The organism is Paenibacillus sp. FSL H8-0122, from assembly GCF_038005345.1.
GTDB lineage: Bacteria > Bacillota > Bacilli > Paenibacillales > Paenibacillaceae > Paenibacillus_AQ.
In genome coordinates this window covers 6746955-6771146 of the sequence record NZ_JBBOTB010000001.1, presented here as the reverse complement: position 1 = coordinate 6771146, position 24192 = coordinate 6746955, and the positions used below count along the sequence as shown (strand labels likewise).

Below are 24192 nucleotides of genomic sequence, written 5' to 3'. Positions count from 1 at the left end.
ACCCCCTATCTATTTCCCTCTTGGCTCCTCTGAATTTTCCCCGTAAAAGAATACCTCTTCGAGCGGCAAGTTAAAGGTGCGGGCAATACGAAAGGCCAACTCCAGTGAGGGGGAGTAATTTCCTTTTTCAAGAGCTACGATCGTTTGTCTGGTTACACCTACCTTGTCGGCCAGCTGCTGCTGGGTCATTTCGTTAAGATCGAATCGTAATTTTCTGATGTAATTGCCAACAAGAACTTTGCCCATCTTAGACTCCTCTCCTGTAGTAATACAGTCTCGATATTGAACCGGTTACGTCTGACAGAAATCCAGCGGCGATTAGGACGATGAACATTACCTTCAAAGGCTGGTCTATAACCAATAAGCCCATAGCCAGAAGGAAACCACTGACAAACATGGCAAATGAATTTCGGAAGGCCAACAAGTCGATGCGCTTATCCAGCTCGTCCGCGAATGCAGGTTCCTTTTCACCTGTCGTCATCCGGAAGATGATGTTAAAAACAATGCTGATCACGATATGTGCCGCGATGGAAACCAAGGTCAATACAAGAATGAAGGAACCCCAGTAATGGAAGGTTACTTTTGAATCCGACACTTCATTTGGATACTGCGGGTACCTGTACAGCAAATACACTGTAAAAATGAGCAGGGTGCTGATTAGCGATACGATGCTCTTCTTTTCCTGATAAGTCATGTATGACACCGCCTTTAGTATAGTTCACTAAACATAATGTATACAAAACTATACATCGTGTCAACTTTATCATACAAAAAAACCGTCTTATGTATGTTATGATCCTTTTTATCATACATAAGACGGTTTTTTTGTAGTATCAGCCCTTCAAGAATTGCAACAAGGCATGGTTAAATTCCTTAGCGTGGGTAACATTGAATCCGTGGGGGCCGCCATTAATTATGACTAACTGGCTACCTGCGATCCGCTCATGCGCTTTTTGACCACTGATCTCGACAGGAACGATCGCATCAGCATCACCATGAAGAATAAGCGTTGGCAATTTGAATTTTTCAAGGTCCGCACGAAAATCGGTATAGCAGAATGCCGAGATGCAATCAAGCGTGCCTTTCGGCGACGCGAAAGCCGCAATATCGCGATTGTATAAGCGGAACGCTTCGTTTACCAAGTCAGTTCTGTCCCCAGAGGCGAAGAAATTGGTTACAAACCCCTCTAGGAACCCTAGACGATCCGCCTTTACTCCCTCTTGGAATCCTTTAATAGTCGCATCGTCAAATCCGCCGTCCGGGTTATCCGAGGATTTGTACAGATACGGAGGGACAGCACCGGCCAACACCGCTTTTGATACCCGATCCACTCCATAAGTACCAATGTAACGCGCTACTTCTCCTCCGCCCATGGAGAACCCGACCAATGTCACATCATGAAGATCCAGGTTCAACATCAACGCATGCAAATCCGCCGCGAATGTATCATAGTCGTATCCGTTCCACGGCTGGGAAGACTGACCGAATCCACGGCGATCATACGTGATCACCCGATAACCGGCTTCCACTAGTGCAGGCACTTGCTTCTCCCAGGACCTTCCACTGAGCGGCCAACCATGAATCAGCACAACTGGCTTCCCTGTTCCGACATCCTCATAATGAAGCTCAATTGAAGTTCCATTCTCCTGCCCAACCGTAACCTTTGCCATTTGTACATCCCTCCATTTTTTGTTTCACCGCTTATTGGGCTTCTACTACCCCTTTAATTGTTAAATATAGTTAAAATTTTCGACGTTGAGAATATAACAATTAATAGTCTAGCTGTCAACACCCCGGGAAAATGGATATTGAGTATTTTATGAATACTGATTTATAGCCTTCTCCAGCAACTCTCTGACAGATTCCTGCAATTCCCTTGGAGAGACCACCTTCACTTCAGGTCCGTAGGCAAGCAGCTTCTGCGCCGTGAACGGGAACTCTTCCACAGGAATACAGCCGCGCCATTCCCTGTCCAGAACTGAAGCGAATACCCGGTCCGACTCCGCCAGCCTTACGCCCATATCTGTAAATTGTAATATGACTTCGGTGCTATCCCTGGTCTCCCCGGCCTTCATCCATGCTGCGAGCGTCGGAAGTGACTCCTCTGTTCGGTGAGGCCCTTCCTCCAGCTGCTCCATCCGATCGACCCGATACAGGCGAATCTCACCCTGCTTGCTGGCGGGCATATACCAATACCCTTGTTCATAATAGATCCCGAGCGGATAGACCTGTACATTCTTCTTGCCGCTGCGGGAATGATAAGCAAATGTAATCTCTCTCTTCTCCACGGCTGCACCTAACACCTGGGTCGTTAACGGAGCTGGGCGTATCGAAGAGTGCTGAAGAACAGCAAGATGCTGCTTCGAACGACTAATCAGATCCCGCACATCATCCGGCAATCCGGAATAATACTGATCTGCCAGTTGAGCCCGGATGATTCCATAGGGAAAGTCAGGAATATGCTCCAAATATTCAATCATCAGGAACAATCCCAACGCCTCGTGCTGTGTTAATTGAAGGGGCGGCAAAATCCGGTTCGGCAGCACCCGGTACCCCCCGTGTATGCCTACCTCCGAATACAGAGGAAGCCCCATCTGCTGCAGATAATCCAGATCGCGTTGGATCGTCCTTAGCGATACTCCGAATCGTTCTGCCAGCTGGCGGGCCGTAAATTTGGTCCTTGAATCCAATGTCCGCATAATTTCCAGTCTTCGATTAATCAATGGCTTCACCTAACTACGTCATATTTTGTCATAGTTCTAGTGTATCATTAAATCTAGAAGGGAGCGATTAACAATGTCAAAACATAAAGTTGTGCTGTACATCGCTATGAGTCTGGATGGTTACATTGCAAGATCCGATGGCTCCGTCGATTGGCTGTATGAGATCGAAGGAAATGGAGGGGATAACGGGTATAGTGAATTCTATGGAACTGTGGGAAGCGTAGTGATGGGGCGAAATACTTATGAAGAGGTGCTGAAGCTAGCCGATGAATTCCCCTATGCAGATAAACCGGCTTTTGTCCTTACGCATTCCGAGCAACCGCCTGCTCCACATGTAGTTTTTACAGGAGAATCCATTGACCGGCTTATCCCCCGGTTACAGCAAACCTCAGAAGGCAAGGTCTGGATTGTAGGCGGTGGATTGCTTGTCCAGAGCGTCCTTAAGCTTCAATTGCTGGATGAGCTCCAAATTGCGCTTATTCCCACCATTCTGGGAGAAGGCATTCCCTTATTCCCTGCCGGAACAGCGCCAGAGAATCTAACCTTAACCCATACCGAGAGAATGGGTCAGATCGTGATGCTTCATTATCAAACACTTCGGTCATAATCTCCATGATTGAGGGGTAGTTATGATACGGCTCAGCTTAACGGGTCTATCGGCGAACAAAAAACAACCATTGACGACTCCCGGTCATCAATGGTTGTTTGCATTACTTATCAATCAGGTCGTTTACTTTGAGCATTCTTGCGATCAATGCAGTTACTTCAGCACGAGCCATTTGTGCTTTTGGATCAAGGGATTTAGGTAGCAAACACTAGATCCAAGTATCATTGGCTGCAGTTCATTCGGACTCAGTACCGTCATTGTTTACTATGCTTCTAGGCTCCACCAACATGATATGGCATTCCTTTTCGGCGGAAGGCTTCATCTCGATCCCCTTCGGGAGAACAATCATCTCACCCTTGGAGATTTTAACCTGACCATCACGAAAATCAATGATCATCTCCCCTTCGATCACCATAAATACCTTATCGGTCTCTTCATGACTATGCCATTCAAACTCCCCGGCAATCTTAATGAGTTTAAATTGATAGTCATTCATTTCACCAATGACTTTCAGAGACCAAAGATCGTTAAGTTCAGATAGTTTCTCATTTAGATTAATCGCTTGGTAATGGATAGTAATCACTCCTTATTTTTTGATCTTCAAGTTACTTACAGTGAATAGGCAAGAGCTAACCATTATCTACTTACGCAAGGCAGTTAATATATTTTGCATAGCGTATTCAGTAGCTAATGGCCCACCAGTAATAGCGGAATTATCCATTAAATAGACATTGCCTTTCTTTACCGCATTCATTGCATTCCATACATTACTTTGTTTTAAGTCATTCATTAATTGTTCCTCTTTTGTAATGTCACCTATAAGGAAAATATGGTCTGCTTGAACAGTTGATATTCCTTCAAACGTAGTAAATTCATTATTAGCACCTGTATATGTATCATCTGGTGTAAGCCCGAGTCCCTTTTCTTTATCAAACGCAATGTTATAGACCGGATTTCCTTCACCTAGAACATTAAAAGTTTTTCCATCCCAAGACAATATAAGTGCTACTGTCTCTCCTTCCATCGACTTTAATACTTCACGCCCAGTTGTGATTTCTTTCATCATTTTATCAATTACTTCTTCTGCTTCGTCTTCTTTACCAATAATCTCGGCTACTGTACGGAGTCCATATTGCCAATCTTCATAGATGTCCTTGTATTTTAACGTAATGACTGGCGCAATTTTATCTAGTGAATCATACACTGCTTCATGATGCTCTGTTGCTAAAATAAAATCAGGGTTAATAGATAAAACTTTTTCAATACTAGGAGACACTTTATCGCCTAATTCTTCAGCTGAATCCATCTTTCCTTTTAAATAAGATAAAGATGATAGATACTCTTTTTCAGTCGAAGCAGCAGGTGGCTCACCTAATGCAACTAATATTTCAGGATAAAAATACCATAGTGAGGCTATCTTTTCTGGTTTTTTCTTGATAACAATTTTTTTACCTAAGGCATCCTTAAATGTTCTCGGCCAATCAGTTGCATCTACATTAACTGCTGATGTAGATGCGCCTTCTTTAGTTGATCCTTTATTTTCAGCAGGTGCTTCATTACAACCTGCTAGTATGCCTGATAATAATAGCATTGAGACCAGCAATCCTTTAATCTTCTGCATACGAAATTCCTCCAACATAATGGTTTCTTTAGTTAACCACTATTATAGTAAAGTAATTTTTAGATTAGAATGGATGCATGTTGAAATCAGCATGGATTATTGATGAACTTCTCTCGATATTCAGTAGGAGAAATGCCACATTGTTTCTTGAACACTCTACTAAAATAAAAGGGGTCAGTCATTCCAACCGTTTGCGCAATTTGTTGTACAGTCGCATCACTCGTAAATAGCATTTCTTGCGCCGCATTTATACGATATTTTAATAAATATTCTGCTGGTCCCATACCTGCATGTCTTCTAAATATGTAAGAAAGTCGATTTCGATTAACGTTATATTGTTCTGCAAGCGATGCGATTGTAAGGCTTTGATAATAATATTCATGAATATAATTAGTTACCTGTTCGAATAAAGTATGCGATTCACAACTATTTTGCCTATTATCAACACATACTAAGGCTTCATTCAGTACGTCACGAAATAGCATTTCGGTCTGAAACATCGAAATGCCTCCACGCTGATTATACACATGCCAAAGACGCATAATTAATTCAATAAGACGAGGAGATGGTCCTGTTGATAATTCAAAATGCTGATGAGAAAAGCTTGGCTCTGCTAGTTCTAAGTTACATATCCGGTATAGAACGAGAATATATTCCCAGTCGGCTTTACCAAACATTTTTTGAGCTAGTTTCATTTTCGCACCACCATGCACAACTTTTCCTGGCGAAAAGATATAAGGCGTTCCATTAAATTCAAATTGCACCTTACCTGTAAGTGGAAACACAAATCCAGGAAAAGAATCTGTGTAGTCAGCGTGAGGCGCACCTGGATTTCTAGCATATCGATATACTCCTTCTACTTGAAATGGAGTATGTGCAAAATGCTCTGCTAACTGATTTACGTCAATTTTCACATTGCATACCTCATTTCAATAGTAGTTTACCGGCAATCCTGAGATCGATCGGGAAGGCGGGCATGAGGACTCTCGTCTATCTTTAGATTATTGATAACGATTATCATTGTCAACCTATATGAAGAATAAAAAATCCGCACCCGGCTAAAGTACTTATTAATGGCGGTAGGGTTCCCCGCAATAGCTGAAGAAGAAAGTTTAGCAGCCATTCCCGTTGGGAATGGCTGTTACTTCAATCTTGCAGAAAACTATTTTACGCACCGTTCTGCGGAATCGGCTTTGGAGGTTCTTGAACTTGGCTGGTAAAAACATTCTCCCGGTTATCCTCGTTCGTTTTCCACACAAAACCAATCCCTTGTTCCTCCAGTTGTCACGCTCAGGCATCAGCTCAGTCCAGACGATTGTGGAGAGTAGATCGTAACACTTTTCGTCTCCACTTGGGCCCAATAATCAGATCAGGTTCTGTGGAGAGTATCCCCTCCAAAGTTTAAATTGCCACCCAATGGAATGACGTCCTTGAACGTTCCTTTGAAATAACTAGGAAACTCAGTGTGATAGTTCTCTGCTGCAACCGGGTTAACTCCCAGTGAAAAAAAATAAATTAATCATAATAGCCCATTATCCAGGAAAACTTGCTCGTTTGGAGCTAAATGAATAAGTCGTTTGAGCTTTTCAGCAAAGTATTCTCGCTGGGTTCCAGTTATACTAAAAGGATAAGTGTTGAAACGTTAACGTCAAAACGGCTTCTAATTATTCTACAGGTAAGCGCAGACTGGCATAACCGAAAGGATGATTAAGAAATGGAAACTAGAGCAATCGCAGGTACAAGTAAGGCGGGACGTCCATGGCTATGAGATCAAGCAAAATGGTCAAGGTGCCTAATGAACTGGTAAAGTTTCCTAATAAAAAAGGAAGCTTGAAGCTGGGTGGGATGTCCGTTATCGAAATCTGCTTTTACACGCAAGGCATAAAAGGCACCTTTTTTTTGCAGGATCATCTTCTGCTAATCGTCAAGTCGGGTGTCTATACAGTACGCTTCGGTGATCAAGAATATACGATGCGGAGCAACGAAATGATGTTTATTCATAAATCAATGGGAGTCGAGTACGAGAAAGCGGGTGAACCCGATTCCGATTACATCCTCGACTATATGATGTTTTTCCTGAACGAGAAGATAGTAGATGAATTCCTCAAATTCGCCGGTTTAAAACCGGTTTGTCTCGTGAATGATGTTGTTCCGATAACAGTCTTTCCGATCAATGACCGCATTGGAAGCTATATCGAGTCGTTAAAACCCTATTTCGAGAACCCTGACGAAGTCAAAGAAGGACTGGTTCGTGTGAAACTGATGGAATTGCTGTTTCACATAGCAGATTCGAATGATCGTTTGTTGCATCAAATGATGCAACCCATAAGCAAGGACAGAGACAGCATCACAAAGATCATGGAGGAGAACTTCATGAATCCCGTTTCCCTTAACGACCTGGCCTATTTGTCTGGCAGAAGCCTGGCGGCGTTCAAAAGGGATTTTCAAGCAATATACAATACCTCCCCGCTCAAGTGGGTTCGCAATCGAAGGCTGGATAAAGCCGAGGAACTGTTAGCGGAAACAGCGTTATCTGTTACTGATATCTGTTTTTCGACCGGATTCGAAAATATCGCTCACTTTTCCAAAGTATTCAAGGAAAGATTCGGACTTCCACCGTCAGAGTTTAGACGGCAGCTGAGGTTGAAGAAGGACGCCTAAAGAGGCTTAAAAATGAGCTAAATAAACAAATAGAATGAGCTTGTAGGCAAAGAAATGTACTCGTCTCCTTGATATTCTTATCTCATGCGGTAAACGCAGCCATATTAAAACAAGAATGTAGGGAGGCACTTTTATGAATAAATCTAAGATCGTATTAATTACAGGTGGAAACAAAGGTATCGGTTTTGAGACAGCAAGACAATTGGGAAATATGGGGTATGAGATTTTAATAGGAGCAAGAAGCGAAAATAAAGGACATGAGGCCGTAACGTTATTGGAAAAGGAGAAAATTAAAGCTAAAACAGTGGTTCTTGATGTCACGAACCCCAGCTCCGTTCTCTCCGCAGCAGAATGGATTGAGCAAGAGTATGGATTGCTTGATATCTTGATTAATAATGCAGGCGTGTTTTTCGAAGAAAACACCTCTCCAAGTGAATTGGAATTGTCTGTTCTCAAGAGTACCTACGAGACAAACGTTTTCGGTGTATTTTCTGTCACTAAAGCAATGCTTCCATTGCTCAGAAATTCTTCTGCCGGAAGAATCGTTAATCTTTCCAGCGCATTAGGTTCCTTAACCTTGAATTCAGACTCAACGTCGGAATTTTATAATGCGAATTCGCTCGCCTACAATAGTTCTAAAACGGCTGTAAATGCTTTAACCGTTTCCTTAGCTAAAGAATTAAGCGATTCTCCTATTAAAATCAACTCCGTTTGCCCTGGATTTACAGCTACCGATCTAAATGGTAATAGTGGCTATCGTACAGTCGAACAAGCAGCTTCCATTGTAGTGGAGCTTGCCACAATAATTAGTGATGGTCCAACTGGTGGCTTTTTTGATGAGCATGGAGTTGTGGCTTGGTAAAACAGAAGCAGTTGTCGCCATTCCTGCCCGTTAGGAGCTTAATTAACCTGATTATGTAGAAATCCATGATACCGTCAAGAAGTTTGTGTAAGTGGAATTTCCCTCGGAACGATGGAGAAAAGGGTCTGCTGTTGCCTTCGCTTGGGCTACGCCCTTCGCGAAGGCGCGGGAGGCTTTTAATTCTCTTCCCTTTGCTATTTGGATAACGTTCCTCAAACAGCTCCGTTAGACTTTTTAGATACGTAAGTGATGCTTTAATTACACCAGGCTTCCTGTCCTCTTTCGCAACTTCTTCTTCCAGTTGGGAAATGACCTGACATTGAGACGCTCTCCAACGAGCCCCATATGTTAGCCATCCAGTCCCCATTTCTGAACGAACAGCCTCTTCAAAAGCGGACCAAAGCTTGTTAACACCGGCAATACCCGTATTTAACATGTGCGGCTGCAGGCGACCCGGCCCCACCTCGGCCAATGCCCGCGAAATATCATAAGTGACTTCCGATTTCTATAAATTGATTTTCGCCGTCACTTATGATACGGTTCACCGCGATAGCTGTAACGGCAAGTTTCAGTGATATCAAAAAGGTTCACCTGCGAGTGAACCTTTTACACTATATCAAACATCATCGTGGTTATGTTGAACTCCAGCCTGCAAATCGTATAGGAGTTGAAATACGAGATCTGTCACTGAAAGCTTCACAATCCGCAGCTATAAGCTTCTAAACTTTAATACTATTACAGAACATACCATTTCAAACTACGAAATATGGTATGTATCAAAACTTCCCCTAAAGCCACAAGATCTCACAACTTCTTTATACTCATCTTGCTTCGAAACATCATCATAATCATTCAGATACCACGTAATATCTGCTGTAGGTAAAATCCGGCATAACTCATGTATATACACTTCATCAACTTTAGAAAATGAGAATCCGTAAGAATATATTTTCTTAACTGACTTTGAAATGCTGCTAAAGAAACCTTGATTCTTTTTAAGAGCCATTTCTGTATTTTTTCTCAGTTGACTTTGCATATACTGTAGCCGATCTTCGGAACCAACATTTCGTCCCATATTTTCTTCATAGTAATCCTTATCGTTTCCATGTCCAAATAACAATTCTCCACCTTGCTCACCATGAATATGACAAACATTCTCTGCTTCATACAACATCTCTAATGTATCAGTATAGTTAAAGGTTAAGAAAAAATCGTTTTTCTTATCAATAAGCTTTACGAAGTCCGCTATTGGTAAGCTATCTGTTGGTTCAATTTCATTAATCCAATCAGCAAAATACTCTGTAATTCCTAGAATTGCTCCAACAAGATTATCTGCTAGGTCTTGATTTCTATAAACTTTATGCCAAGGATTATCGTCATCATCGTCACCCCAATCAGAAAAGTAGTCATCCAATTCTAAAAAACCCACTGATGTTTCAAGGTCAGACCATTTATCTCCATATGGTTCAGCATTTGAAATAACTTCGAATAATAATCCTACTACTTCAACATCATTATAACTTTCACCGCCATCAGGCATTGTTATGGATTCGGGAACATATCCACCAAATGAAGCTTTAGCATCAGGATGATTTTCTTTGAGATAGTCATGAAAATTTTCATATGATGTTTTCATTCCATGTGCAAGATCAAATCCATTACCTATTAGAAATAAACTGTTCATTTTAATCTCACGCCCCTTTACAGTTAAATATACAGACTATATTTAACTATGTCAATATGACTAAGTTAAATATAGTGTATTTAATTTCTAGGGGTGCGTATTTACATTAAAATGAATTATAAATTGATAGGATTGGCTCGTTCCCCTCCTGTCTGAACTTATATAATTGCGCTTTAGGTCCCGCATATCTTTGCTCTTTTTCATTGAGTACCAGCAAAATTCCTTCCCTCCCCTTAGTTGCTAGAAGTTTTTTAGAAAAATTAGTTTCATCCACCTGAAATTCAGGCACTGTATCTTTTAATAATCGATGCAATTCACGAAGGGTAAATCCCTTTTTGTTTAAAAAATGTCTAGCAATTGTCGTTGATAACAACTCTGTTTTCATACGCTTCGTAGCATATTTAATAACTTCTCTATGATCGAATGCTAATTCGAGTTTAAGTGCTTCATCTATAGTAAAAAGCTTTGCCTCTAAAGCATCTGTATTCGCTTCAAGTTCTTTAAATACTATTTCTTTGAATACATCTCTTCCATCTTGAACAGTTATAAAAATTTCAGGTCTTACTAATGAAAAATATGCAACAGAAGGAATCCATCCTCTAGGATCTCGACCTTTGTAGTAGAACGTCTTAAGTTGATTAAGTGTAAAATCCTTCTCTATTCCGGTTTCTTCTTTCAACTCCCTTTCTGCCGCTTCATCTAGTGTCTCATCCACCTTAGAAAATCCCCCCGGTAATGCCCAGTGCCCCTCATAGACTTCATCTTTTCGACGAATTAAAAGAACATAAGGTTTAAACGAAGGCATATGTGGGCGTTTTTTACACTCAAACTCAGGAAGGACCGTTAGAATACAAATATCTACTGGTAATCCATCAGGTGTATGAAAAGCCCAAATAGATTCTTCAGACCCAGGCAATAAGTGTTTCTCACCTTCTAAATACTGAGCATAAACAGCGATGTTATTCTGAGCTCCAGCTATTAAATCACCAATAACACATGAAGTTTGATCTGAATTCAATTTTGTATAAAATTGTCCATTCAAGTGAATCTCATATGATAAAGCTTGCGAATCTGCTAAAGTAGTCCAATCTATACGTACAGCTTTTGTTAATAATCGCTCAAAATTCAACTTACTCAATAATATACATCTCCTCTTATTATAAAGTCATTTTGACTAAGTCATCATAACATAAATATAGTGATCTACAAAAAAGGTTGCCCATCAGTTAATGGCCAACCTTCATTTCATTCTATAAATTGAACTTTGTCAAAAGAATCTATAACCGTTATTGCATTATGAAATAAATATTCCTTCTCTTTTCTCTTTCTATTTGCTGAATATTAAAGCTGATACTCTTTAGTGGGTATATTTTCATATATTTCAGCAATGCTACTAACATAGTCATAGGTGGCGTTGCCCCGATTGTGTTAAAACGTTGCTACACCTGTTCATTAAGTGAATTACGATGAACACAAGCAAGAAGATAGAGTTAATTGAACTGAGCTTTTATGACAACGTGGATTCCTTCTTCTTCGACTCTTCTGTCGCAGCAGCGGCAAGGGACTCCCTCCAGCCTAAACAAGTAATGAAGGGGGAGAAAATCGAAATCATCATCTGAATTCATGGCTGCTCGCTTTAACGATTATGGGGTGAGCAGTTTTATGGGAGCCGCGCATAGAAAGCAGTTCATTTCCAAACTGCCTGTATGAAACGTTTGTCGTTAAAGATGACTACTTTAAGTTGTAAAGGTTTATGACGTTATGGGCTTATAATATTTTAAGACGCGGGGGGAATGGTAGGGAATCCATAAAAAGGTAGAAAGGGAGGCAATACGTCCACGCCTGGGAAGATTAACACTTTGGTGGAATGGAGGAAACGCCCATTCCTGGTCAGGATGATCGATGAGGAGACACCTGCAAAGGATCTGGTGTTATGGGCGATCCATTGCAGGTAGATGCTAATAGAAATAGGTATGATGGAACAGGATCGAATTTTGCGATCCTGTTCCATTGCAACTGAAATGCCTCTTCGAATCCCTTCACTTGTGCCGGACCGAGAGCCGCATGGCCTGAGCGTGTTGTTATAGGATGTCGGTGAATGCGGGGTTAGGCGAAGTTACTTTCTTTCCAGTTTCAGCTCTCTAATCTGATATTCTGAATCACACAATACAGTTACTGTTTTCTCAATAATTCCGTAAATCTTAAATTCGCAAATAATTTCACTTTCTTGTTTATAAAAATCAATTAGAACGAGGTCTTTATGATCTTCAACTATTCTGTCAGCAATACTTCTTCTAAGTCGTTTAAATTTCATACTGTCTACAAACGTAGCCTTGATATGTTCAAGCTCAGAGCCAAACCTGCTTGTCAAAAGTCCCTTTAGAATGTCCCAAGTTATTCCGGAAGTAACTGACCCACTAATAAACAATAAAATTTCTTCAAATCCTCCAGATGCCCCACCGTCAAACCGAGATTGCTGATGCCGAATTGTCTTAACGATCACATTTTGAGAAGATAAAAGTTTCCTTAAATCGTCTGCTACTCCCCAACCTCCACCTTCATGTGCTTTAATTACGAAGCCGTCCTCATCCACTATCTTATCTAGTATTTCAAAGTTATTGTGGCTTGTTGTTGTATCCAAATGCTCCAAATTCTGAAAAACAATTCACATTTCTTTATTACTTTGTTGATAATTTGTTTGTTATCTTCACTCAAATTCATTTCGTGGAAAATCAAGGTTGTTTGGATATAATATTTATCGCCTACTACGTTGGTGTTAAAGTTTAACCAATCCCCCTTAGCTTGAATAATTTCCATATGTAAATCATTAATTTCCCCATCAGTTACCAGCACGTTTTCTATTTCATAACTTTTTAGATGTGTAATGTCGTTCTTATAGTCATCAGTATTCCAGTCCATTTTTTCTAAATACAGTTCAAAATATAAATTGGACATATTAGCTCCTCCAAAGTTTAAAATTAATTTCACCTAACGTCTCTCGCGTTCGCGAACTCCCGAAGGGCGTTTTCCGCAACTCCTGCTTCCTCGAACCTACGTCTGCGACCGAGGCGTCCGCTGACGTGTGAATGTAGTGTTATCGGATATTGCCAGTTCTTCGAGTATGCTATAGGGTCACTTCACTTGAAATAAATTTGGATACCAAATTATTCAATTCTTCATTTTTTTGTTCTAACCATTTACGACGTTTTGTCGGTTCTTTCATAATAAAAGTAATATTACGACGAAAATTGAGATACAATTCTCCAATCGCTAGCGATTCAGTTTCTCCATATTCTTTATCGAATTCTTCGTAAGTCGACAGTATTTCTTCATCCCATTTATTTATGTTATCTGAAAGGTAAGACCTGATTGCAGAATGTATTTTCGTTATTGAACTGATATATTGTCGAATGTATAGTTTAAGATCAGCTTTTTCATTTTCTTTTTCTAACTCATTTAATACAGAAGCCTTAAACTTCCCATCATTTCGTAACTCACTGACCTTCAAGAATGGATTTATTACATGTTTTGAAAGGTCACCTACCTTGCTCTTATTAAATGAGAGTAAATGAACAGGAAGTCCTCTATGTTGTACATAATTTCTTAAAGCCTCTAAAACTCTGTAACCTAGAACATTTTCGTATTCAGTATTCTTTAACTTCTCAACAATACTGGAGAAAGTGGGGTCATCACTTAGTTCTTTTACGTCGTGAAGAATTTGGTCCAAATATAATCTTGAAGTTGTAAGGAAATTAATAATTCTTCGATTGATCAAATGAAAATCTCCAATTGATAGTATCCAATCAGTTGAGTATACAGGAGAAATCATTCTATTAAATGAAACGTTTAGAATGTCCTTCTCCAGTTCCGAATAGTTTTCAATTAAAAGATTTAGTTTCTCTTCAACCTTCATCATAGAAACAAGTTGTCGCTTAGCTTTAATTAATCGTTCATACTTTTCTGAACTGATGATAATGTTAACATCTGAGTTTAACCTAAAAAGACAGTACTCCACTGTCATAACCATTCCTCCAAACTCTCTTGGCGATTTCACAGTCTTATTTGCGAATTTCGCGAACAGTTCATATCCGTAAGTCTTTTCGAATCCACACACACCACAAAATCTCCCAGAATCCATTTCTTGAGAGATAAACATATCCCGATAGCACCTTACTCCATCACTTCTACAAACCTCTTACTTCTCAACACCCCCATTTTTCGCCGTCACTTATGATACGGTTCACCCCGATTGATCTTCACCGCCCGGTAAACCTGCTCCACCAGCACCAGCCGCATGAGCTGGTGGGGCAGCGTCATGCGGCCGAAGCTCATGCGCTGCTGGGCGCGGCGCATGACGTCATCGGAGAGCCCGTGGCTGCCTCCGATGACGAAGACGACGTGGCTCGTCCCGTAGGTGCCGAGCCGGTCGATCTCAGCGGCAAGCTCCTCGGAGCTCCAGAGCTTGCCGTCAATCGCGAGCGCAATGACATGCGCCTCGCTCTTAATCTGCGCGAGGATACGCTCACCCTCGCGCACCTTCACCTGAATAACCTCTGCGTCGCTGAGGTTATCAGGGGCCTTCTCATCCGCCACCTCAATCATCTGGAACTTGAGGTAGGGCGTGAGCCGTTTGGCATATTCTGCGATGCCGAGCGTCAGATACTTTTCCTTCAATTTGCCTACGCTTATCAGTTGAATTAACATAGTTCCTCCATCGGTCTGATCTTGTCATGTCCCTGTATTTTATCACATCCCTGTCCATAACATGCCCTCCATAAGAGACAATCCCCGCTCACCCTATACCGACACAAGAAGAGCCACCCTTCACGGATGGCCCTAAGATACTTCAGATGCCCTTCCCTTATTGGTTAGGCATATCCACAATCAACTGCTGTGTAATCTTACGGTCTTTCATATTGGTGAAATCCAGGCGAAGCGATTGCGGCTTATTCAAGAAGAAGTAGCTTTCCGACACGATTCTCATCTCATGGTCTGCATAGGTATAGGCAGAAGCTCCCTCTTGCGATTTATAATCACCGGTTCCGTTCTTGACCAATAGCGATGGATTATATTCCATATAGAAGGTCTCCATAAACTCTCTGTTTTTAAACAAAGCTTCGTCTGAGGATAGTGTGGTTACCGTCGTGAACGGTGTCAATTCCAGCTTCACTTTGATCTTATGCCCTGCCACATCAATGGTTTCCTCCGGCATCAGTGTCCGGGTCTCCTGCTTCCAGACCTTGGGATTGATATCAAAAGCCACCTTCAGCACAGAGCTATACTTCACGTTGGACTTGAGCGTGTTATACTTCTTTAGCAGTTCAGGACTGTAGCTGAACGATGAGGTCTGGTCCGGGTCGTCCGCATGGGACTTTTCGGTGGCAGCGAGCATTTCAGCATCCAGCGCCTTTAACTGATTCAGCTCAATGGCGGTTAAGGTGCCTAGCTGAAACTCAGCAGCTACTTTTTTGGGCGGCGTGGTCAATGGACTGCTTAACGGGATTTTAGCAATTCCATATAGAATATGATCTTTCTTTGCCGGACTTGTGCCTATGACTAGAGCATCATTGAATTTCTTGCCACTGATGACCTTGCCTGTAACCGCATCGGACAATTGGAGACTATGACCCTTTGGCGGCATGAACACGAATGCTCTCTTACTGTCGGCTTGGGCTGTAAAAAGAATAATTAGCTCATATTTGTCTGCGATAAAACCGTTCACCGTCAGCTGATAACCGTCTTTTTTGACGACTGTGTTCAGCGGCTGCACCAGATTGTGTTTGATGGCATACTCAACCTGCCGATAACCCTGAAGCTCGGGATTTACAAAGGGGGCAAGCGCTGCCGACGGTTTCGCGGCGGTTGCCGAGGCGGCCAAAGCTTGACCTGTCACGGCAAAAGGGCTAAGCACCAGCGCTGCGGTTGTCATGACTGCGACGATGGCGGCAGATAGCCGGTTCCTGGAGGACCGCCGTTTATTTGGTGCCGACCCTTGCTTTTGTTCCTGTCCTGGATGCGTCTGTGCCGTATGTTTAATCTCCATTGTATCCCGCTTTATGCTATTCATTACTACACTCTCCTTCAATACAAGTTGGTTGTTTCATCCGGATCAGCTCTGATCCTGTCCGGGGACATCAAAGGTCATCTGGTATGTATGCTCAAGATCCTTCATTCCAGTAGGTTTCGCCGGACTCTTCATGAAATCCAGCCGCAGAGATTGCAGCTTATCCAACAAATAATAGCTTTCTGTAACCATCTTCATTTCATAGTCTGTAAACGTAATTGATGAAGTGCCTGGCTGCTGCCTATAGTCTCCCGTTCCAGTCTTGCTCCACCACAGGAATGGAGAACCGTACTTCTCATGGAATGATTTCATAAATTCCTTATTCTTAAACAAAGGTTCATCTGAATAAAAAGTGGCGATGGTTGTTAAGGGTGTCAATTGTAATTTCACTCTGATCTTGTGTCCCGCTACGTTAAGCGTTTCTTGCGATGTGATGGTATGCGACTCCTGCTTCCAGTAATTTGCCCTCACATCGAAGGTGGTCTGAAGTGCCGGAGACTCCTGAATGTTGGAATCGTTGGCTCCCAGTGTGCGTAAATGGAACTCTACCTTAATCTTTGAAGGCGGGTCCGTCAAAGGAGTACTGAACGGAAGTCTGGCTATCGCATCTTTAATATGCTGCTCCGGGCTGCTGCTGCTGACCAGCGCGTGGGTCCGGCCGTTAATCACCTTGCCGGTAATACCATCCGTAATGATGCATTCTACGAAATGAGGACCGTCAGAGAATAGTGACCTACCGCCGTCCACTCTCGCAGTATAGAAGAGAATCAATTGATTCTTGTCTGCCATGAAGCCTGTGATGTTGACCTGGTAACCGTCTTGTTCAATCTCCACATTCATCGGCACCAGAAGATTATGCCGGGTCACATACTCCGTCTGTTGTGCACCTATGCTCGTTAACGGCATCAGTGTCTCTCCTTGATCCGTTGGCGTTTCTACGCGTTCCCCCGCAGCAACGCCTTCTGCATGAGTACCAGCGGAATTGGCCACAGGTTCTGTGACAGCAGAGTCACCGGATTCCCCAGAGACACCTGTAAGCATCACGATGCTGAGCAGAGCGACCAGAATTACAGCTGCTGCGGAGATGCGGTAGGAGCCTTTTTTGAAAGATTGAATCATACTGATTCTTCTTCGAATCTGTTGCCGCTGGTGCGGGTTAGAGAAATAAAGATGCCCCCTCCGCTCCCGGACTCGTGAGAAGCGCTTCAGGAACTCCACCAGAGTAAGCCCGTAATCGATGGCCTCCTCTTCTCCCAACACCTCCAGCACATAGGCGTCGCATGCAACCTCCCGATCGATCTTCATCCGCCGGATCGCCAGCCACATCAGGGGATTGAACCAATGTATCGTTGCGGCTAGGCTCCCTAGCAGGTTCCACAGCATATCCCTCCGCTTGCAGTGGGCAAGCTCATGCGCGAGGATATGCCGCAGCCGGGAAGCATCCAGTTCCCGCAGAGCTTGCTCCGGGACAAAGATCCATGGACGCAGGAGTCCTGACAGATATGGGTTGTTAGCGGAACCTCCGGTATAGATAGGTATCGCTCTCCTGATTCCAAACTGGCGTCTGGTGGCAAGAACCACCTTAAGAATCTCCGGGGCATTCACCCGTCTAAGCCGTCTGCGTTCGCGGTGCATCCGCCTTATGTACAGGAGTCCATTCAGCAGCATAAGCATGACGCCCAGCAGCCAGATCCCTGTGCCTATCTTCAACCAGAGCGGATAGTCTACGGCTTGCACAGAGCTGCGGTTATCCGTTGCCGCTCCATCCTTCTGCCGGGCTGTGTCTGTCTGCCCTTGTGCATCCCAAGCGGTGTTATTAGCCGGATATATAGCCTGATCTCCCTCTCCGGGCGCAAGCTCCTGATAATCACCCTTAGAAGCTCCGGTGTCCGGCCCCTTGTCCAGGATAGTTGTTAACAAATGCTTACTATTGCCGAGAATATGCAACATGCTGACAGGGCTGTCCGGTACAGCAGGCAATAACAGCCGGGCGATAACAAGCAGCCACAGGAGGTAACGCACCCGGGCATTAATGAACCTCCGCAGAACATATTGAATGAACAACACAGCCAAAATCACCATGCTTGCCGCCAGTGTCTGTTCTGCGATACCGGCAAACCATCCGTAGACCATATTCATTCCTGCTTACCTGAGTTGCCGCTGGTGCCCTGCGACTTCTTCTCCTTGAGCAGCTGTTCGAGTTGTTCAATCTCCTGCTTGGACAGCTCAACATCCTCCAGGAAGCTGGTCACCATTAACTGGGTAGCTCCGCCGAATACGCGCTTCAGGAAGGAGCGGCTCTCGGCCCGGACACACTCATTCTCTGACACCAGCGGATAATAGAGATAGCTCCGGCCGGATTTCTCATACGCTATCGCCTTCTTCTTAAGCAGCCGGGTAACGAAGGTGCGCACCGTCTGCTCGCTCCATTCCACAGATGCAGGCAGGAGCCGGGTAATTTGTTCCGAGGTGAGCGGATGATGCTCCCAGATAATCTTCATAATTTCCCATTCGGCTTCCGAAATCTTCGGGGTTGTACTCATCATAACAGCTCCATTCCGTGGCGGCGGCATTCGATCTACAAGTGTAAATACAAGATCTGTTCTATACATTACACTTGTAGATTTAATTTGTCAAATATGCCCACATTGTGATAAAAGCACGCGAAACGACACCCGAAGTGGCTAAGTAGCCGTAACCATAGCAAAAAGCACAAGCCAGCGGCTTGTACTTCCTGCTTTCTATCCATAAGAACTTACTTACTCCTGTCTCTCACTTGCAGCTAACAACCCTGCCGCTTACAACCCCGCAATCAAAGCCTTAACCGAGCTGTCGCTCTCCATCGCGCGGATGATCACAGCCACCGCTTCGGCACGGGTAGCCTGATTCTTTGGAGCGAACGCTGAAGCAGAGATGCCCTTCACCAGATTGGCCGAAGCAGCCTGGCGGATGGCGTCAGCCGCCCAGTAGCTGCTGCTGACATCCTTGAAGCTCACCGGAGTGCCGGTCTGGAGCACGCCGAGATCAAGCACACGGCCAATGATTGTGACCATCTCAGCGCGGGTAATGGTCGCGCCCGGCTTGAAGCTGCCGTCCGAGTAGCCGGTTACGATGCCTTTGTCTGCCAAGACACCGATATAGCCTGCCGCCCAATTGGAGGCTGTATCTCCAAATTTAGAGGCCGCCGATGTAGTGCCTAGCCCGAAGGAACGGGCGATCATCGCCGAGAATTCGGCTCTGGTCACCGGCGCATCCGGCCGGAAGGAGCCGTCTGCATAGCCGCTGATAATCTGCAGCTTCACGGCTGTAGCGATGGTGCTGCTGCCCCAGTGGTCTGCGGTATCCTTGAAGCTGATGCTCTGATTCTTCGTGGCTGCAATAGCTTCAGTCACGGTCTTGTACACCGCTTCTCTGCTGACCACTCCGGATTGGAACGGATCAACTCCGCCCTGTGGCTGTTTCCCCGGTTCAGCCGGAGTAGTGCTGCCATTCCCTGGAGTGGTGCCAGTGGTGCCTGGTACTGTTCCGGTATTTCCAGCCGGAGTACCCGGCGTTCCGCCACCAGTTCCACCGCCGGAACCAGGATTCCCGCCGCTTGTCGTATCTGTAATACTAAGCGCAATCTGATCGCTCAGGTATACTACCTGGGTGTTATATTTGCTTGGCAATCCTTCAACCTGCACGGAAGCAAACTGCCCGCTGCGCTGGCTGACGCCATGCGTAATGAGCGGAATCAGGCCGCTGCCTGGAACGTAGCTGTTCGCGAAGTTCACCTTCAGCTTCCCGTCAGCCTTCACCTCACCCTTAATCTCAAGGACATCGTCTGCTCCGGTAAGGCTCAGTACAAGCGTACCTTCGGAGGCCTGGGTGAAGCTGCCGCCAATCACTATTTTACCGTAGACGTTCTCAACTACAGAGCCGCCGGTATTCGTCACATTCCCTTTGCCGAAGGCTGTTGCCGAGTCGCCTTCCAGGACACCTGCGTTCACCTCAGTACCGCCGGAGTACGTATTGTTGCCCGCCAGCTTCAGCGTGCCTGTACCCTCCTTGGTCAGTCCGCCCGTCCCGGAGATATCATTGCGCCAGCGGTCTGCGGCGTGGAAGCCGCCCTTCGCAGCGTCCATCGCTACCGTTACATGCTCAGCGAATGCACCGTACCCGTCAGCAGCGGCGAACAGGTTCAATCGTCCCCAGCCTTCGGGATCATTAAGCAGCGGATAACCGGAAGGGAGTGACGTTGTTACGAGAACTGCTCTACGCTGATCCGCAGTCAGGTAAGGCAGGCGGGTCTCCAGCAAGACCTCTGCTCCCTTAGGAGCAACGGCAGGCTCAGTCGTGGAGTGAATCTGCGGGAAGCCGTAGGTCAGCCGCTGCGTATACTGGGCCTTATTCTTCGCATAATCCGTGAACCGGTCTTCTGCGGTGCCCGTCTGTGTAAGCAGCACTTCATGAGCCTGAGTATAGGCCGCCTGCTTCAATGCCGCATTATCCGGGTCATTCAGCGCTCCTGCTGCGAAGGCCATGGCCGTCACCCGTCCGCCCATAACATCCAGCGGCGAGTGCATCCCGGCGACAACCCGGTTGTTGCCCATCTCCGAGGCCCGGGCCATCAGCTCCTGGAAGCGCTCAGGTACAGAATACGCCAGAGCCAGGGCTGCCAGATAGGAAGCGTTGGTATGTCCGCTCGGGAAGCCGCCGTCTGTGGCAGGCGTACTGCTTCTCGCCGGCACCAGCGTCGGCACAATGACGGAGATATCCTTCCAGCGGAAAGGACGCATGTAGCTGTAGAAATTCTTGGCCTGACTCGTTGAAGCATAATTGCCGCGGACAATCCCGATCAGGTCCACCATTTTGCCCAAGCTGGAATTGGAATCGCCTGCCTTGTTACTGTCATTGCCGTCACTATATTTCACGGAAGTGGCATCATCAGGGATGCTGTTAATGGTCGTGAAGGTTCCTGACATCGAACGGTACACCTCAGACAACGGTCCAAGGCCGTCAGCCGCTCCATAAGTCTGGTTCCGCCGGTCATCGTAATACGCGGCCTCCTCCTCTGCCGGAGTTCGGGTCTTAGACAGATCGGCCACATATTGAATGTTGTAATCCAGCACACTGCTGTTCAGCTTCGTTCCGGTATCCCAGGTGGCGCCCGGTGTCCACAGATCCAGGAAGCCGGAGAGAACACCGATCGAGGGGTTGGAATACACCGCCGTATTCACAGGTGTGTTATTCTTATAAGTATCTACGAAATGTCCCCATGCCGGAGCAGCCGGCAGCCCGGTTAATGAATTACCCGTGGCCGCCTCTGCAGGATGTACCGCGATCGAATTCGTGAGGAGTACCAGACCTGCCGTAACAGACAACAGCTTTCTTTTCGACTTCAAGTTCAATGTGTCAGCCCCTATCCTGTTATTTTGATTGCCTGAATCGGACTCAATATAGCACCTGCCTCCACCGCCGCTCAATAACACAATTTCGCAATTCTATGATTTTGGGAACAATTCAGCTTTTTTCCGGCCATTTAACTTTGATTTAACATGAATCCCGAACAGATCTGTGAGGGGCTAGTGTATAATCCGCCTGGGAGGAGAATACATCTTGCGAAAATGGAACTCTGCCTTTGCCGCCCTTGCCGCTTCATACATCTCAGTTGTGTTAGTCATTGTCCTCTTACTCTGCTCTGCCTTCTATCTGTATTTCTCGAACCATTATAAGGAAGAGCTTCAGGGCCGCAACCGGCTCATCCTTGATAATACCGCCCGTACCCTTGAAGCTTCCGTGCTTCAGCGGGTGCAGCAGATCTATCTGGAAGTCTCCCTGAACCAGCGGGCTGCGCTCCGTATGCTGCCTGATGCTTCACTTCCAGCGAATCTCAGCAAGGTAAGCAGTCTCCAGGAGTCGCTGAACATGCAGGTATCCAATCATTCGGACCTGATTCAAGCCGTACATCTGTATGCTCCCAGGCAGCATCTCCTGCTGTCTTCGCTGTATGGGCTGAAATTTCGTGCGGACCAGCAGGCCGGTGCCGCCTACTGGATGGATTGGGTGAACGGCATGAACCTGAATTCCCGAAACAGCCTCTGGACGGAGGCCCGGTTCGTGCCGGACGATATCGTCTCCAGCATCCCCGGCGGCAGCGGCAGCCAGCTGATCACCTATGTGCACAGCTATCCGTTCCAATCTCCCGGGGCAGCCAGTGAGCTGCTGATTGCCATTGATCTGAAGGAGAGTGCGCTGCGCGCCATTCTGCAGAATATGATGCCTGCCCGCTATCAGAGCAGCTTCATTGCTATGCCCTCCGGGGGAATCGTGGCCGGATCGAATCCGGATGCTGCGGCTCAGGCCGACACCTATGCTGCCAGTATCTCGAATGCCCTAGCCTCTCCTGAGACATCCGGGAACATGAGCCAGGAGATCGGGGGCAGCACCTACGTCATCTCCTATCAGGACCTGCCGACCACCGGGTGGAAGCTCTTCAGTGCGGCTCCGGCGAACCTGTTCTATGAGAAATGGCTCGCCGTCCAGAGGGTCATCCTCTCCCTGTGTCTGCTTGCTCTATTGGTAGGAATCTGTCTGTCCGGCATTCTGGCCAAATTGAATTACAGTCCGCTTAAGCGGCTGCTTCGCACTATTAAGGACCTCTACGGCCCGGGGCCAGGGGTACCTGAACTTCCAGGACAAGCCCTTAACGAATTCGGAATTATTGACTCCGCTTTCATCCGCCTGAACGACAAAGTCACCACACTGGAGGGAACGCTTGAGGCCAGCAGTCCGCATATCCGGCAGAATATGATCCTGAATCTCCTTCAGGACAGCCCTGCCCAAGGCTGCGTAACCGTAGATCCCCAATTCCTGGGACTCTCTCCGGAGCACCGTTATTACTGCTGCCTGCTCCTCAACACCCGTGGAGCCTACGCCCGCATGAGTCTAAGCGGCTTGCAGGCAGCTATAAGCGGGATGACCGGGACGCTTGAGGCGATCCGGCTTCACGGAAGCCGCATTCTGGCCGAGGAGCTGCCGGACAAGCAGACGGTTGTCATTATCAGCGCGCTCGAAGCCTCCGGGACGCTGCTCGAACAGCTCTCGGACCGGATTACAGCAGCGGCGGAGCAGCAGTTCCAGCTGAATATTCAGCTCTCGCAGGGCTGCTGGGTGGATGCCATCAGCCTTCTCCACACCAGCTATGCTGAAGCGCAGACTTTAATGAAGTATGCTTATTTCCTGCCGGAGAACAGGATCTTGAAGGACCAGGAGCTGCTGAAGAAGGAGCAGAGTCTTGACGAGATTCCGCAGCCTGTGCTGATGCGGTTCAAGGATAAGCTGCAGACCCGTCAGCTGGATGAGACTCTGGCCGCGCTGGAACAGCTCATAGCCGTCATGCGGGAAGGCAGCTACCCGGCGGATTATTGCCACTTCGTGCTGGCGAACACCGTATTTATGTACTCGGATTATCTGAAAAGCATCCGCTACACCCCTTCCGCCCACGGGCCTCTGGATCTGTATAACGAATATATTGGCCTGCCGGATATCCGGCAGCTGCAGGAGTGGTTCGCGGCCTCTATCGGCACCTTCATTATGGAGACACAGAAGCGGAACAGTGACCGTGCACTCTCGGCCATTGAAGCGGCCAAGGCCTATATCGGGGAGCATTTGTCCGAGGATCTATCGCTGGATGCCGTATCCGCCAAGGTCTTCATCAGTCCCAAGTATCTAAGCAAGCTGTTCAAGGAAGAGCTGGGGATCACCTACACCGACTATATCACCGGTATACGGATGGAAGAGGCCCGGCGGCTGATTGAGAACAATAACATGTCGATCGAACAGATTGCCGGTACGGTCGGTTATGGAACGACTCCGTACTTCATCAAGCGCTTCAAGGAGATCTACGGCTGTACGCCGGGGAATTATCTGCGAACCGTGAATACACTACCGCCGCAGGCGGAGATTAGCATGGGATAAGGAGGGGGCCT

General features: G+C 45.9%; 22 protein-coding genes. 5 read left to right on the top strand and 17 right to left on the bottom strand.

Translation table 11 applies throughout. The features are described from left to right. Nucleotides 1-9: 9 nt before the first annotated feature. The 4 genes from NSS64_RS29005 to NSS64_RS28990 all read right to left on the bottom strand — a co-directional run bounded on the left by NSS64_RS29005 (nucleotide 10) and on the right by NSS64_RS28990 (nucleotide 2723). Nucleotides 10-246, bottom strand: coding sequence for a helix-turn-helix transcriptional regulator (locus NSS64_RS29005; protein ID WP_341142342.1), 237 nt, complete (start codon nucleotides 244-246; stop codon nucleotides 10-12). 1 nt (nucleotide 247) lies between these two features. Next, entirely contained in the window at nucleotides 248-694 is a 447-nt protein-coding gene (locus NSS64_RS29000) for a hypothetical protein (protein ID WP_341142341.1), read from the bottom strand. 139 nt (nucleotides 695-833) lie between these two features. Further along, nucleotides 834-1670: an alpha/beta fold hydrolase gene (locus NSS64_RS28995; RefSeq protein ID WP_341142340.1), complete on the bottom strand. Its 837-nt coding sequence runs from the start codon at nucleotides 1668-1670 to the stop codon at nucleotides 834-836. A gap of 147 nt (nucleotides 1671-1817) precedes the next feature. Further along, entirely contained in the window at nucleotides 1818-2723 is a 906-nt protein-coding gene (locus tag NSS64_RS28990) for a helix-turn-helix transcriptional regulator (protein WP_341142339.1), read from the bottom strand. A gap of 73 nt (nucleotides 2724-2796) precedes the next feature. On the opposite strand from NSS64_RS28990, the gene NSS64_RS28985 reads away from it, so the two are divergent. Then, entirely contained in the window at nucleotides 2797-3330 is a 534-nt protein-coding gene (locus tag NSS64_RS28985) for a dihydrofolate reductase family protein (protein ID WP_341142338.1), read from the top strand. A gap of 235 nt (nucleotides 3331-3565) precedes the next feature. On the opposite strand, the gene NSS64_RS28980 is transcribed toward NSS64_RS28985, so the two are convergent. The 3 genes from NSS64_RS28980 to NSS64_RS28970 all read right to left on the bottom strand — a co-directional run bounded on the left by NSS64_RS28980 (nucleotide 3566) and on the right by NSS64_RS28970 (nucleotide 5865). Further along, on the bottom strand, nucleotides 3566-3904 hold the full coding sequence (locus NSS64_RS28980) for a cupin domain-containing protein (RefSeq protein ID WP_341142913.1): 339 nt from the start codon (nucleotides 3902-3904) through the stop codon (nucleotides 3566-3568). A gap of 66 nt (nucleotides 3905-3970) precedes the next feature. After that, nucleotides 3971-4951, bottom strand: a complete 981-nt coding sequence (locus NSS64_RS28975) for an ABC transporter substrate-binding protein (RefSeq protein WP_341142337.1) — start codon at nucleotides 4949-4951, stop codon at nucleotides 3971-3973. 86 nt (nucleotides 4952-5037) lie between these two features. Further along, nucleotides 5038-5865 (bottom strand): helix-turn-helix transcriptional regulator, encoded by an 828-nt coding sequence (locus tag NSS64_RS28970; RefSeq protein WP_341142336.1) that lies wholly within the window; start codon nucleotides 5863-5865, stop codon nucleotides 5038-5040. Nucleotides 5866-6709: 844 nt separating this feature from the next. Here NSS64_RS28970 and NSS64_RS28965 point away from each other — a divergent pair. Continuing rightward, nucleotides 6710-7612: a helix-turn-helix domain-containing protein gene (locus tag NSS64_RS28965; RefSeq protein ID WP_341142335.1), complete on the top strand. Its 903-nt coding sequence runs from the start codon at nucleotides 6710-6712 to the stop codon at nucleotides 7610-7612. Nucleotides 7613-7745: 133 nt separating this feature from the next. Further along, the gene (locus NSS64_RS28960) at nucleotides 7746-8474 is read left to right on the top strand and encodes an SDR family oxidoreductase (protein ID WP_341142334.1); all 729 of its coding nucleotides are present in this window, start codon (nucleotides 7746-7748) and stop codon (nucleotides 8472-8474) included. Between the two features lie 757 nt (nucleotides 8475-9231). On the opposite strand, the gene NSS64_RS28955 is transcribed toward NSS64_RS28960, so the two are convergent. Both NSS64_RS28955 and NSS64_RS28950 read right to left on the bottom strand, forming a co-directional pair. Beyond that, nucleotides 9232-10158, bottom strand: coding sequence for a bacteriophage abortive infection AbiH family protein (locus NSS64_RS28955; protein WP_341142333.1), 927 nt, complete (start codon nucleotides 10156-10158; stop codon nucleotides 9232-9234). A gap of 106 nt (nucleotides 10159-10264) precedes the next feature. After that, entirely contained in the window at nucleotides 10265-11296 is a 1032-nt protein-coding gene (locus tag NSS64_RS28950) for an NUDIX hydrolase (protein WP_341142332.1), read from the bottom strand. Nucleotides 11297-11624: 328 nt separating this feature from the next. Between NSS64_RS28950 and NSS64_RS28945 the strand changes: the two genes are divergently transcribed. Further along, on the top strand, nucleotides 11625-11777 hold the full coding sequence (locus tag NSS64_RS28945) for a hypothetical protein (RefSeq protein WP_341142331.1): 153 nt from the start codon (nucleotides 11625-11627) through the stop codon (nucleotides 11775-11777). A 497-nt stretch (nucleotides 11778-12274) separates the two neighbouring features. Here the strand turns inward: NSS64_RS28945 and NSS64_RS28940 are convergent, their stop codons facing one another. The 8 genes from NSS64_RS28940 to NSS64_RS28905 all read right to left on the bottom strand — a co-directional run bounded on the left by NSS64_RS28940 (nucleotide 12275) and on the right by NSS64_RS28905 (nucleotide 21612). Beyond that, nucleotides 12275-12799 carry a hypothetical protein gene (locus NSS64_RS28940; protein ID WP_341142330.1) on the bottom strand — a complete coding sequence of 175 codons (525 nt, stop codon included), beginning with the start codon at nucleotides 12797-12799 and terminating at the stop codon, nucleotides 12275-12277. Continuing rightward, nucleotides 12760-13113, bottom strand: a complete 354-nt coding sequence (locus tag NSS64_RS28935; RefSeq protein WP_341142329.1) for a hypothetical protein — start codon at nucleotides 13111-13113, stop codon at nucleotides 12760-12762. The genes NSS64_RS28940 and NSS64_RS28935 overlap by 40 nt, the downstream gene beginning before the upstream one ends. A 169-nt stretch (nucleotides 13114-13282) precedes the next feature. Continuing rightward, complete coding sequence (locus NSS64_RS28930) at nucleotides 13283-14314, bottom strand: hypothetical protein (protein WP_341142328.1); 1032 nt, start codon at nucleotides 14312-14314, stop codon at nucleotides 13283-13285. Nucleotides 14315-14382: 68 nt separating this feature from the next. Further along, nucleotides 14383-14862: a 23S rRNA (pseudouridine(1915)-N(3))-methyltransferase RlmH gene (gene rlmH / locus NSS64_RS28925; RefSeq protein WP_341142327.1), complete on the bottom strand. Its 480-nt coding sequence runs from the start codon at nucleotides 14860-14862 to the stop codon at nucleotides 14383-14385. Nucleotides 14863-15019: 157 nt separating this feature from the next. Next, entirely contained in the window at nucleotides 15020-16225 is a 1206-nt protein-coding gene (locus tag NSS64_RS28920; RefSeq protein ID WP_341142326.1) for a DUF4179 domain-containing protein, read from the bottom strand. 42 nt (nucleotides 16226-16267) lie between these two features. Then, nucleotides 16268-18355, bottom strand: a complete 2088-nt coding sequence (locus NSS64_RS28915; RefSeq protein WP_341142325.1) for a M56 family metallopeptidase — start codon at nucleotides 18353-18355, stop codon at nucleotides 16268-16270. A gap of 2 nt (nucleotides 18356-18357) precedes the next feature. Beyond that, the gene (locus NSS64_RS28910) at nucleotides 18358-18765 is read right to left on the bottom strand and encodes a BlaI/MecI/CopY family transcriptional regulator (RefSeq protein ID WP_339225569.1); all 408 of its coding nucleotides are present in this window, start codon (nucleotides 18763-18765) and stop codon (nucleotides 18358-18360) included. Nucleotides 18766-19020: 255 nt separating this feature from the next. Further along, complete coding sequence (locus NSS64_RS28905; RefSeq protein ID WP_445667819.1) at nucleotides 19021-21612, bottom strand: S-layer homology domain-containing protein; 2592 nt, start codon at nucleotides 21610-21612, stop codon at nucleotides 19021-19023. A 208-nt stretch (nucleotides 21613-21820) separates the two neighbouring features. Here NSS64_RS28905 and NSS64_RS28900 point away from each other — a divergent pair, with 208 nt between their 5' ends. Next, on the top strand, nucleotides 21821-24181 hold the full coding sequence (locus tag NSS64_RS28900) for a helix-turn-helix domain-containing protein (RefSeq protein ID WP_341142324.1): 2361 nt from the start codon (nucleotides 21821-21823) through the stop codon (nucleotides 24179-24181). Nucleotides 24182-24192: the final 11 nt, after the last annotated feature.